This is a genomic window from Mycobacterium venezuelense, assembly GCF_054919535.1.
The window spans coordinates 39,541-51,057 of the sequence record NZ_JBONDW010000018.1 but is presented as its reverse complement, the minus strand read 5'-3'; the positions used below and the strand labels follow the sequence as shown (position 1 = coordinate 51,057).

The following is an 11,517-nucleotide window of genomic DNA, read 5'->3' as shown; positions in this document are numbered from 1 at the left end:
CGAACATGTGGCCGTTGACGGGAGCGATCGCGTGCGGCCAAGTTTTGGGCGATCGCCCAACTGCATAAGCTGAGGCCATGTCTAGCAGTCCGCGCGCCGCGAGGTCAAGGGTGCGATGAGCGCTCCCCGAGCGACCGGGAAAGCGGCGGGACGCGATTCGGCCACCCGACAGGCGCTGATCCGGGCGACCGCCCAGGTGATGCTCGACGAAGGCTATGCCGCCGCGACATCGCGTCGCATCGCGGCTCATGCCGGCGTCAAGCCCGCACTCGTGCACTACTACTTCCCGAGCATGGACGACTTGTTCGTTGCCGTGCTGCAGGCCGGCGCGCATACCAACCTGCAGAACCAGGAGGCAGCGTTCGCCGAGGATGCGCCGCTCCACGCGCTGTGGGAGGTCAACAACGCCCACGGCGCCCAGTTGTGGATGGAGTTCATGGCGCTGGCCAACCACCGCAAGGCGATCCGCAGCGAGATCGCCCGCTATGCCGAGCGGTTCCGTGAACTGGAGGAGCACGCCGTCGCAACCGCACTGCGCGCACACGATGTGAACCCCGACGAGTTCCCGCCGGTCGTGATGTCGATGATCGTGGCCAGCCTGGCCCGCATCCTCGTCCTCGAGCGGGGGCTCGGCATCAGCCGCGGGCACGCGCAAGCGCAGGCGTTCGTCGAACGCTATCTCGATCGCTTCGATCTGCCGAGGGAGGAGCCGTGAACGTACTGCACGATTTGATCGCCGAAGCCGCGCGCAGCGCGCCCGAGCGTCCGGCACTGATCACCGATGACGGCGCGACGACGGTATTCGCCGAATTCGACCGCCAGGTCCGTTGTGTGGCGGCGTGGATCGCCGCACGCACTGATCCGGGTGATCGCGTCGCCGTCATCGCCGACAACGGCGCCGCGTATGCGCAGCTCTATTACGGCGTTCCGCGCAGCGGCCGGGTGCTGACCCTGATCAATCACCGGCTCAGCCCGGCCGAGCAGGTTGCGCAATTGGACACCACGCGCCCCGCCCTGGTGCTCGGCGACGCGAAATACCTGTCCGCATTGGATAACTCCGCCGACAGGCCCGACCGTGTGACCTTCGAGTCGGCAGCCTGGACGGACGCGATCACGGGTGATCCACGTGTTCCGGATGCCGCCGGTCCGGACGATCCGGCGTGGCTGTTGTTCACCAGCGGGTCCACCGGCGTGCCGAAAGGGGTTGTGCACAGCCATCGTTCGATCCTCGCGGCGGTTCGGGGAACTGTCGCGGGTCGCTCGGTGCAGCCTGGCGGGGTGTATCTGTTGCCGTTCCCGATGTGTCACATCGCCGGCTACAACATGCTCGTACACCACGCGACCGCCTCGACGGTTGTGCTCACCGCACAGTTCCGGCCGGAGGCCTTCGCCGACCTGGTCCGGGCGCACGCCGTGAAATCGTGTTCGCTGGCTCCCACCATGCTCCACTCGCTACTGGGCCACCTCGAACGCACCGGCACCCGGCTGCCCAGCCTGCACGCCGTCGCATACGGCTCGGCCGCCATGCCGCTGGATCTGCTGCGCCGCGCGATCGACCTGCTCGGCGTCGACTTCCACCAGGGTTACGGCATGACCGAAACCGGCGGCAACATCACGTTTCTCGGGCCCGACGACCACCGCGCCGGGGCAGCGGGCGACGCCCGGCTCCTCGTGAGCGCGGGCCATCCGCATCGCGGGGTGGAGGTCGGCATCGTCGGCGAGGACGGCACGTCCCTGGCCGCCGGTGCGGTCGGTGAGATCGTGGTGCGGGGCGATCAGGTCGCGCCCAGGTACTGGCCGGCCCAGCCGAGCACTGCCGACGGCTGGCTGCGCACCGGCGATGTCGGGCGCCTCGATTCCGACGGCCGGCTGTTCGTGGTCGACCGGCTCAAGGACGTCATCGTCACCGGCGGAGAGAACGTGTCGTCGCGTGAGGTCGAAGACGTGTTATCCGGGCATCCCGATGTCGACATGGTGGCCGTCGTGGGGATTCCGGACGAGTACTGGGGCGAGGCGGTGTGCGCTGTCATCGTGCCGGTGGCAGGCCGCGAACCGTCCGCCGGCGAGCTGATCGAGCATGTGCGTTGTGCGATAGCGGGTTTCAAACGCCCACGCGTGGTGCTGTTCGTCGATGCGCTACCGCTGACCGGAAACGGCAAGGTCGCCAAGGACCGGGTCCGCGAGTTCGCTCGGTCGGCTGTCCTCGGGCACTGATCCGACGACCTGCAACAGATCGGGTTTCATGCGCTGCAGTTCCTGCTCCCAGTAGCCCCAGCTGTGTATTCCGTCCGGGAAATCGAACACCCCGTTGCGGCCGCCCGCCGCGACGTAGGCGTCGGTGAAGGCCCGGTTGGAATCGATCGCGAACCCTTCGAGGAATCCCAGCCCGCCGATCGGCGCGTCGGGACTGGCGAGCGCCGGGTCGCGCGGCGTGCCGTTGCCGCAGTAGATCCAGATCCGCGTGTTGTTGGCGACGAGTTGCCCGATGTTGACCGTGGGGTCGTTACGAGCCCAGGCCGGATCGCCCGGCGGGCCCCACATCGCGTCGGGGTTGAATCCGCCGTTCCACATCATCGCGATCCTGACCTTGGCCGGCCAGTCACCCGCCGACAGGTTCAGAAAGCCCGACAGCGAGCCGGCATAGACGAAGCGGTCCGGGTGGTGCGCGGCGAGCACCAACGCCGCCGACCCACCCATCGATAGGCCCACGACCGCGTTACCCGATGCCTCGACATGACGGTTCGCAGCCAGCCATGCCGGCAATTCCTGGGTCAGGAACGTTTCCCATTTGTAGGTCACAGTCCCCGCGTTGCCTGCGGCCGGTGCATACCAGTCGCTATAGAAGCTCGACTTGCCGCCCACCGGCATCACGACCGAAAGCCCGGACCCGTCGAACAGATCGAATGCGGCGGTGTTGATGTCCCAGCCGTTGCGATCGTCGCCCGCCTCCATGCTGTCGAGCAGATACAGCGCGTGCGAACCTGGTCCGCCGCTGAGGAATTCGACCCGGATATCGCGTCCCATCGCCGCCGACGGGATCTCGAGAAATTCGATCGGTGCATTCGAGTACGCGTGGGCGGTGGGCGTGACCAGGACCCCAGGCGCTATCGCGGCCGCCAAAGCGACGGCCGCGTAACGCCGTATGGTCGCAACGAATGCCATCCGCGGCCAACCCCTCGTGACGGCCCCGACCATGCGGAACAATACGCCGCATTAGTGCAACGGAATTGGATTATCGGCAAATGCGAAAACGCAGCAAATTAACGCAAACAAAAATTGAATGCGTACAACTTTGTCACGGCAGCCCGGCGAGGAAGGGATTGACGAATATCGGTGGAGGCGGCGGCGCGGCGGCCGGTGCCGGTTCGACGGCAGGCGCAGGCGCGAGAACCGGTGCAGGCGCGAGCGCAGGCCCCGGCGGCACGGCCGCAGCAGGGGCGGTGGCGGCGGCGGGCACGGGTCCCGGCGCGAACAGCTGCGGCACCGCCGGGCCGGGCAACGCGGCGACCGGCAGATGCGCGACGGCGGCCGACGCGGGCTCCGGTGTGCTCACCGGCGGATCGACCGTCGCAGCGGGTTGCGCTGCCTGAACCACCGGACTGGATTGCACCACCGGGGTGTCGAAGGTTTCCGTGGGCTCGTACACCGGCGTGCGGGCCGCGCGCTCGGCGGATTCGGCACCCCTCGACTCGCCCGATTCGACCACAGCGGGTCGCTTCGTGCCGACGAGTGGTACCGCCACGCTGACGACCTGCGGGGTCCCGGCCGAGGCGGGAGTGGGCTGCTCGGATGCGGGTTGCAGTGCTTCCGGAACGGACTGCGATCCGACGACCACCACGGCGATCACGGCTGCCGCGGCGGCTGCGCCCCCGACCCGCAAGCCGGTGAATCTGCGGGTGCTCCCTGCAGGTTCGTACGTGCGGGGGACGGCGACGGCGTCCGTCGCGACGGCGCAGGCCGCGGCCTGTGCGAGCGAAAGCCGGCCCGGGCCGGCCTCTTCGTCACCGTCATCGCCGACGTCAGCGGTGGACGCCGCCAGCTCAGCAGGCACCGTCCGGACGTCGGAGAAACCGGCCGCTGCGAGCGCGTCGATCAGTTGCCTTGCCTCGCTGTCGACGTCCGCGGACCACGTGACGCCGACCGACCGGACGTCGAGTCCGCTGGACGCGGCGATCGCGCGGGCGCCTCGCGCGGCCGCGGCGCCGCGGTCAGCCAGTTCCTCGGCGGTGTCGACCTCGAATGCGTCGTCGTCCAACGGAGAGCCGTCCGGTACATCGCCGCCGACAAGGACCCAGCCGACGCCGTCTGACGTCACTGACAATCCCAGTACCGTCTTCACCCGTTTGGCCCCAATTCCTGTCACTTCACCGACGAAATGCCGCGACGATCATATTTTGCTCGCCCCGGAACGGCATCTTGTGCAAAATCCGATTTTCGGTGACTCGAGCCTTCTATCGACGGCCTTACCGACGGTGTTACCAGCATGATGACCTCGACAGACCGGCCCGGCCGCCGGTCCAATTACCCGAGAGTCATCCAGAGTTCATTAGCTGATCAACAATTAGGAATCGGTGAGAACGCTGAACCGTCGCCTTATTCGCCGCCCGCCGCGGGCGAGCCGGCTCAGGGCATGATGCCGTCATGGCGAAGTCGTTCACCTTGGTCCAGCTGAGGTATTTCACGGTCGTCGCGAGGCTGGAGAACATGCGTGCGGCCGCATTCGAACTCAACGTCACCCAGTCGACGCTCTCGGCCGCCATCCACCAACTCGAGCGCGAGGTGGGTGCGCAGCTGTTCCATCGCCGGTCCAACCGCGGCCTGCGCCTGACCGCCGAGGGCCGTCGGCTGCTCATGGGCGCCAGGACCGTGCTGGAAGACGCCGACCAGCTCTACCACTCGGTGCGCGCCGAGCGCGAGGAACTGGCGGGCGACCTGGTGGCCGGCATCTTCTCGCCGATCGCCCCATTCCTCGCGCCCAAGATTCTCACCGCGTTCGAGCAGCATCATCCGGCGATCAAGCTCAGCTTCCTCGAAGCCGATCAGGAGACGCTGATGAAATCCCTGGCCGAGGGCACGTGCGAAACCGCATTGATGTACGACCTCGGACTCGGCACCGACTATGAGTACCGGGTGCTGCAACGCGTGCCACCCCATCTGTTGGTGGCCGAGAACCACCCGCGCGCAGCGCATCCGGATGTCGCAGTCCACCTGAAGGAATTCGAGGACGAGCCGTTTGTGCTGCTCGACCTCAAGCACAGCCGCGAGTATTACCTCGACATCTTCAAACGGCTCGGTCTGCGGCCGCGCATCAGGCACCTGGTTTCGGGATACGAGACGGTGCGCTCCTACGTCAGCATGGGCCACGGCTACTCGATGCTGAACTGGCGATTGACACGCGACGTGACCTACGCGGGCGGACGGGTGATACCGCTCGAACTGGCCGATGACCTGCCGCCGATCGAGTTGGTCCTGGTCCGGATGAAGGGCGGCCGCCCGACGCGAAAGTCCATCGCGTTCGAGGAAATCTGCATTGAGCTGCAAAGCGAGGGACGCGGATGAGATCCCACTGATCGGTTTAGCCGATCGATACGACCAATCTTTTTCGTTGGACTCGTTCGGCGGTCATGCCCATGCTGGAAACACTGTGACGCCCGACACCGCCGGCCCCGGCCGCACGACCGAGAAGAGAACGTCCATGACAGCGCAGGACCTCGTCATGAAAACGGAACCCGAAGCGCCAGATCAACCGAAGCGCAGCTCCGGTATGCAGAAACGGGTACTGGCCGGCGGCAGCATCGGTCAGTTCATCGAGTTCTACGACTTCACCCTGTACGGCCTGTCGGCGGTCACCCTCGCCAACCTGTTCTTCCCCAGCGAGAACGCGCTGGCCGGCCTGCTTGCCACGTTCGCGACATTCGGCGTTGCCTTCCTCTTCCGGCCGCTGGGCGGCCTGTTCTTCGGTGCGCTCGGCGATCGCATCGGCCGCCGCAAGGTCCTATTCATCACGCTGCTGTCGATCGGTGTCGCCACCACCATGATCGGACTGCTGCCCACCTACGGCACCATCGGCGTCCTGGCCCCGATCCTGTTGATCGTGTGCCGGCTGGTCCAGGGCTTCTCGGCAGGCGGCGAGTCCGTTGGCGCACCGGCATTCGTGTTCGAGCACGCACCGCTGGACCGGCGCGGGTTCTGGATCAACGTCACACTCGCTGCCACCGCGCTGCCCTCGGTGGTGGGCGGCACCCTGATCCTGGTGTTGTCGTCGACCATGTCGTCGGAGGCCTTCACCTCGTACGGTTGGCGCATCCCGTTCCTGCTCGCCTTGCCGCTGGCGTTCTTCGGTCTGTGGATCCGCGCCAAGACCGAGGAGTCCGAGGCGTTCAAGCAGGTGCTCGCCAAGCATGAGCACAAGGAGTACAGCCCCATCCGGGAAGCGTTCCGCGAGAACAGGATCCGGATGCTGCAGGTCATCTTCGTGATGGCACTGACCGCGATGGGCTTCTACTTCCTCTCCGGGTACTTCGTGTCCTACGTGCAGGTCACCGGCAACCTCAGCCGCGAGCAGTCGCTGCTGGCCAATGCCGTTGCGATGGCGATGTATGCCGTGCTCCTCCCGATCGGGGGCATGATCGGCGACCGGGTCGGCCGCAAACCGATGCTCATCGCGGGTTCGGTCGCGTTGGCGCTGCTGTCGGTTCCGTGCTTCATGCTCGTGACGAGCGGATCGCTGCCCCTCGCGATCGTCGGCCAGTTGTTGTTCGTGGTCCCCATGTGCATCTACGGCGGCGGGTGCTACACGTTCTTCGTCGAGATCTTCACCACCGAAACCCGATTCACCTCGGCGGCCATCAGCTACAACGTCGGCTACGCCGCGTTCGGCGGCACGGCACCCTTCATCGGGACCATGCTGGTCTCGAAGACCGGCCTGAGCGCCGCACCGGGTGTCTACATGGCCGCCGCGGCCACGGTCGTCGCCTTACTGCTGGTGTTCACCAAGGTGCCCGAGACGCGCCGGCGCGTCAGCTGAACACTTTCCGAGCCAAGGAGTTCCATCATGGATGCCAACGCATTTCTCACCGACTTCCATCACGTCGCGACGTTCGGCGCGACGCCGAACAACGGCGTTGACCGGCAGGCCGCGACCGCCGAGGACAAGCTGAGCCGCGACTGGTTCGCCGAATTCGCCGCCCGGCGCGGCTGGGAGTTGCGCGTCGACGCCATCGGAAACATGTTCGCCCTCATCGAGTTCGTGCCCGGTGCACCCTACGTGCTCGTCGGCTCGCATCTGGATTCTCAGCCGCTGGGCGGCCGGTTCGACGGGGCCTACGGCGTGATCGCCGCGTTGCACGCGGCGCAGCGGGTGGCCGCTCGGGTCGGCGAGCGCGGCGCCCAGGTGACCTACAACCTCGGTGTCGTCAACTGGTTCAACGAGGAGGGCGGCCGCTTCGCGCCGTCCATCATGGGCTCGTCGGTGTTCGCCGGCCTGATGGACGAGAACGAGATGTTGCAGGTTCGCGACCTCACCGGGGTTTCGGTCGCCGAGGCGCTCGACGCCATCGGTTACCGCGGAACCGATCCGCGGCCGCGGACCGCCGGTTACGCCGAGATCCACATCGAGCAGGGCCGCATCCTCGAACGCGAGAACATCGATCTCGGTGCCGTCGAATCATCCTGGTACACACAGAAACTCGACATCGAAGTGCTCGGTGAACAGTCACACACCGGCGCGACCGCGATGGCCGACCGCCACGACGCACTGGTCGCCGCCAGCAAGGTGGTGCTCCTGGTCCACGACGTCACGCGGAAGTTCGAGGACGAGTCCATCGTCTCCTCGGTCGGCCGGTTCACCGTTGAGCCGAACTCGCCGATCGTGGTGGCCCGTCGCGTGCATCTCGTCGCCGATCTGCGTTCGGCCTCACCGGAAATCGTCGCGACAGCCCGCGCCAGCCTGCTCAGCGATATCGAGGCCATCGCCCGCGAACACGACATCGCCATCAACGTGCGCGATTTCGATGTCCGCGACATCCAGTACTTCCCCCAGTCCGGCATCGAACTGACCGAGAAGGTCGCCGCAGACCTCGGGCTGACCGTCCGCCCCATCCGCACCATGGCCGGACATGACTCGGTGCCCATGAACCGAATCGTGCCCACGGTCATGATGTTCATCCCCTCAGTGGACGGCGTGAGCCACTGCGAGCGTGAATTCAGCACCGACGAGGACATGGTCGCCGGCGTCGACGCGTTGACGAATGTGGCCTGGGAGATGGTCAACGGTTCGCTGGCCGAGTCGGCCGCCTGATGAAAACCACGTCGACGGCCGAGTTGGCCTACCTGGGCGCCACCGAAGCGCTCGCGGCGTACCGGGCGCTCGAGCTGTCGCCGCTCGAGGTGCTCGAAGCCCAGATCGCGCGGATCGAGGCGCACAACGGTGACAGCACCACCGGGATCAACGCGTTCACCGAGACGCTGTTCGAGGACGCCAGGTTGGCGGCCCGCCGCGCCGCCGACACCTACGCCCGCTGCGCCGCGACCGGTGAAACACCACCCGCCCTGCTGGGATTGACAGTCGCCACCAAGGAGAAGCACGGCATCGCAGGCCGTCTGCTCGAACAGGGTCTGGTGGCCAAGCGCGGCGAGGTGGCGCAACACGACCATCCCGTCGTCGAGCGCATCAAAGCGGCAGGCGGAATCATCCACGCGCGCACCACAAGTCCTGAGTTCAGCTGCGCGACCGTGACCCACTCGCCGATGTGGGGTGTCACCCGCAATCCGTGGAATCTGAAGGCCTCCCCCGGCGGCTCGTCGGGTGGCGCGGGTGCGGCCCTCGCCGCCGGGTTCACCACGCTCGCCACGGCGTCCGACATCGCAGGCTCGACGCGGATCCCAGCGGGATTCACCGGGACGGTCGGCTACAAGGCACCGTATGGCCGGGTTCCGGGGCTGCCGCCGCTGGCCGCGGACTGGTACCGCGGTGACGGCCCGATGGGCCGTACGGTGGCCGACGTCGCGTTGTTGTCGTCGGTCATGTCGGGCCGGCACCCGGTCGACCACGGCTCGTGGGGCCCCAACGGCCGGCCGATCCCCGTTCACGGTGGCGTGGAGGGCCTGCGGATCGGGCTGTCGATTCGGCTCGGCGATTTCCCGGTGGCTCCCGAGATCGTCGAAAACACCCGTGCGGTCGCCAACACATTGACTGCTGCCGGCGCCGAGATCGTCGACGTGGAGCTGCCGTGGACGACGACCATGATCCGGGAGACGATCTTCGCGCACTTCGGCCACATCCTCGGGCCGGCCGTGGCACGCGAAACCGCGGGCACCGAATCTCAGCTCGCCGCCTATACGCGGCGCTTCGTCGCCGATGCGGCCGCGGCCGCACAGCGCCATACCCTGGTCGATTCCCTGACCATGGACGCGCGACTGCAAGCCGAACTGGCTGCGGCCATGAGCGGTGTCGACGTACTGCTGTGCCCCACCTCGGCGGTGACGTCGCTCCAGGCCGACGGCGATTACCTCGATGGCATCGACACCGCCGACCGGCACCTCGAGCATTACTGGGAAGGCCACCTGACCAGTCCGTTCAATGTCGCCAACCACTGCCCGGCACTGTCGGTGCCCAGCGGGCTGTCCGCCGAGGGCGTTCCGACCGGCGTGCAGGTGGTCGGACCCCCGCACGACGAGACGATGGCGTTTCGGGTGGCGCAAGCCGTGGAGACCCTAGTGGGCTTCGAGATGGAGGTCACCGGCCTGCCCGTCTAGCCATCTGCCCCAGCGTTCTGGCAGGCTACGGCGAGCGTTCGAGCAGGAGGAGCCGATGCCGTCACCGCAGGCAATGATTCAGTTGGACCCCGCTGATGCGCATGGGCGACGCCGGGCCTGGGCTGCGGTCGCGGTGCTGGCACTAGTCGGCACGCTCAATTACGTCGACCGGTTCCTGCCGGGCGTGCTGGCCGAGCCGATCAAGAACGATCTTGCGTTGTCCGACACCGCGATCGGCGTGATCAACGGGTTCGGCTTCCTGATCGTGTACGCAGTCATCGGGATCGTGATTGCGCGCGTCGCCGACCGCGGCGCGTTCGGCGCGGTGATCGCGGGCTCGCTCACCTTGTGGGGTGCCATGACGGTGCTCGGCGGCGCCGTTCAGTCCGGGTTCCAGCTGGCGCTGACGCGGGTGGGCGTCGCAGTCGGCGAAGCAGGCAGCACCCCGGCCGCGCACGCCTATGTGGCGCGCAACTTCCCGCCGGAGCGGCGCTCGGCGCCGCTCGCGGTCATCACATTCGCGATCCCGCTGGCGTCTGCCGCCAGCATTCTCGGTGGCGGTCTGCTGGCCGAGAACCTGGGCTGGCGGACGGCGTTCGTGGTAATGGGCGCGATCAGCGTCGCACTCGCCCCGCTCGTCCTGCTGGTGGTCGGGATACGCCAGACACTCCCGAAACCGGCGGTGCGCGAACATGATTCGAAGATCAACTGGTGGGATCTGCTGCGCAAGCCCAGCTTCCTCGCCATTATCGGCGGCACCGCGTTCATCTCGGCCGCCGGGTACTCCCTGACGACATTCGCGCCCGCGTTTCTGATGCGCACGCGCGGCATGTCCCTGGGCGAGGTCGGCCTGGAGTACGGGCTTGCCACCGGGCTCACCGGGGTTCTGGGACTGCTCATCGTGGGGCGCCTGGCCGATCGGCTTGCCGCGCGTGACCCCCGCTGGCTGTTGTGGATCGTCGTCGTACTGACCGTGATGCTGCTGCCTGCGTCGGTGCTCGCGTTCGTGGTGGACAACCGCGTGCTGTGCGTGTGGTTCCTGGCCCTCAGCTACGTCATCGGTACGGCCTATCTGGCCCCGTCCATCGCCGCCGTGCAACGCCTCGTTCTTCCCGAACACCGCGCGACGGCATCGGCGATCTTTCTGTTCTTCAACGCGGTGTTCGGAGCAGTCGGCCCGTTTCTGACCGGGGTGATCAGTGACGCGTTGACCGCCGATCTTGGCGCGCAGGCATTGGGACGGGCTCTGCTGATCCTGGTGCCCGCGATGCAGTTGGTCGCCATGGGCTGCTACTTCGTCGCGGCCCGCCGGTACCGCAACGACATCATCGAGGTGGCGCCTAGTTCGACGACGCCGGCTTAGGGCGACGGCGGGTCGCGCCCCACAGGCCGACCCCGATTCCGACAACGGCACCACCGAGGCCGATGATCTGCTGGCTCCGTCGCATCTCGCCGTGCACGCCGAGGCCGCCCAGCAGGTCGGCGGCATCGGCTCCGCCCGAGGCGAGGAACCAGCCGCGGGTGTCGGCGCCGCGCAGCCCGGCCGCCACGAGCAAGCCGCCGATCAACGCGTCGCGGTATCCCATCGACCGCAGCAGCAACTGCGCCGTCGCATCGGGTTTGTCCGGTGAACCCCACAGCCGGTTGGCCCGCAGCGGGTCGACGAGAAACGAGATCCCCGAGGCGAGTCGGATGGTGCCCGCGGCGAGAGCCGCCCGGTCGATCGACATGGCCCGCAGCCTATGACGTGGGCATGAGCCC

10 protein-coding genes are annotated in these 11,517 nt (G+C 67.1%); 7 read left to right on the top strand and 3 right to left on the bottom strand.

Annotated features, from left to right (window positions below; translation table 11 throughout):
- Positions 1 to 115 precede the first annotated feature (115 nt).
- Entirely contained in the window at positions 116 to 715 is a 600-nt protein-coding gene (locus ACRCUN_RS25590; RefSeq protein WP_462144419.1) for a TetR/AcrR family transcriptional regulator, read from the top strand.
- A complete protein-coding gene (locus ACRCUN_RS25585; RefSeq protein ID WP_462144418.1) occupies positions 712 to 2,214 on the top strand; it encodes an AMP-binding protein in 1,503 nt (500 codons plus the stop codon). The genes ACRCUN_RS25590 and ACRCUN_RS25585 overlap by 4 nt, the downstream gene beginning before the upstream one ends.
- Here ACRCUN_RS25585 and ACRCUN_RS25580 read toward each other — a convergent pair.
- Positions 2,137 to 3,162: an esterase family protein gene (locus ACRCUN_RS25580; RefSeq protein ID WP_462144417.1), complete on the bottom strand. Its 1,026-nt coding sequence runs from the start codon at positions 3,160 to 3,162 to the stop codon at positions 2,137 to 2,139. The two genes, ACRCUN_RS25585 and ACRCUN_RS25580, sit on opposite strands and share 78 nt — an antisense overlap.
- 133 nt (positions 3,163 to 3,295) lie before the next feature.
- The gene (locus ACRCUN_RS25575) at positions 3,296 to 4,315 is read right to left on the bottom strand and encodes a DUF7159 family protein (RefSeq protein WP_462144416.1); all 1,020 of its coding nucleotides are present in this window, start codon (positions 4,313 to 4,315) and stop codon (positions 3,296 to 3,298) included.
- Positions 4,316 to 4,641: 326 nt separating this feature from the next.
- Here ACRCUN_RS25575 and ACRCUN_RS25570 point away from each other — a divergent pair, with 326 nt between their 5' ends.
- The 5 genes from ACRCUN_RS25570 (at position 4,642) to ACRCUN_RS25550 (ending at position 11,119) form a co-directional block, all read left to right on the top strand.
- Positions 4,642 to 5,559, top strand: coding sequence for a LysR family transcriptional regulator (locus ACRCUN_RS25570; protein WP_462144415.1), 918 nt, complete (start codon positions 4,642 to 4,644; stop codon positions 5,557 to 5,559).
- Positions 5,560 to 5,695: 136 nt separating this feature from the next.
- Positions 5,696 to 7,027 (top strand): MFS transporter, encoded by a 1,332-nt coding sequence (locus tag ACRCUN_RS25565; RefSeq protein WP_462144414.1) that lies wholly within the window; start codon positions 5,696 to 5,698, stop codon positions 7,025 to 7,027.
- Positions 7,028 to 7,054: 27 nt separating this feature from the next.
- Complete coding sequence (locus ACRCUN_RS25560; protein ID WP_462144413.1) at positions 7,055 to 8,299, top strand: M20 family metallo-hydrolase; 1,245 nt, start codon at positions 7,055 to 7,057, stop codon at positions 8,297 to 8,299.
- Complete coding sequence (locus ACRCUN_RS25555) at positions 8,299 to 9,756, top strand: amidase (protein WP_462144412.1); 1,458 nt, start codon at positions 8,299 to 8,301, stop codon at positions 9,754 to 9,756. Before ACRCUN_RS25560 ends, ACRCUN_RS25555 begins: the two co-directional genes overlap by 1 nt.
- A 55-nt stretch (positions 9,757 to 9,811) precedes the next feature.
- Positions 9,812 to 11,119, top strand: coding sequence for a spinster family MFS transporter (locus ACRCUN_RS25550; protein WP_462144411.1), 1,308 nt, complete (start codon positions 9,812 to 9,814; stop codon positions 11,117 to 11,119).
- Here ACRCUN_RS25550 and ACRCUN_RS25545 read toward each other — a convergent pair.
- Positions 11,097 to 11,486 carry a DUF4267 domain-containing protein gene (locus ACRCUN_RS25545; protein WP_462144410.1) on the bottom strand — a complete coding sequence of 130 codons (390 nt, stop codon included), beginning with the start codon at positions 11,484 to 11,486 and terminating at the stop codon, positions 11,097 to 11,099. The genes ACRCUN_RS25550 and ACRCUN_RS25545 overlap by 23 nt on opposite strands.
- Positions 11,487 to 11,517: the final 31 nt, after the last annotated feature.

What these genes read in the sequence shown, in the direction of transcription:
- ACRCUN_RS25565 (WP_462144414.1), top strand. Translation starts at nt 5,696, where the DNA reads ATGACAGCGCAGGACCTCGTCATGAAAACGGAACCCGAAGCGCCAGAT.
- ACRCUN_RS25570 (WP_462144415.1), top strand. Translation starts at nt 4,642, where the DNA reads ATGGCGAAGTCGTTCACCTTGGTCCAGCTGAGGTATTTCACGGTCGTC.
- ACRCUN_RS25590 (WP_462144419.1), top strand. Translation starts at nt 116, where the DNA reads ATGAGCGCTCCCCGAGCGACCGGGAAAGCGGCGGGACGCGATTCGGCC.
- ACRCUN_RS25560 (WP_462144413.1), top strand. Translation starts at nt 7,055, where the DNA reads ATGGATGCCAACGCATTTCTCACCGACTTCCATCACGTCGCGACGTTC.
- ACRCUN_RS25580 (WP_462144417.1), bottom strand. Translation starts at nt 3,162, where the DNA reads ATGGCATTCGTTGCGACCATACGGCGTTACGCGGCCGTCGCTTTGGCG.
- ACRCUN_RS25550 (WP_462144411.1), top strand. Translation starts at nt 9,812, where the DNA reads ATGCCGTCACCGCAGGCAATGATTCAGTTGGACCCCGCTGATGCGCAT.
- ACRCUN_RS25555 (WP_462144412.1), top strand. Translation starts at nt 8,299, where the DNA reads ATGAAAACCACGTCGACGGCCGAGTTGGCCTACCTGGGCGCCACCGAA.
- ACRCUN_RS25545 (WP_462144410.1), bottom strand. Translation starts at nt 11,486, where the DNA reads ATGTCGATCGACCGGGCGGCTCTCGCCGCGGGCACCATCCGACTCGCC.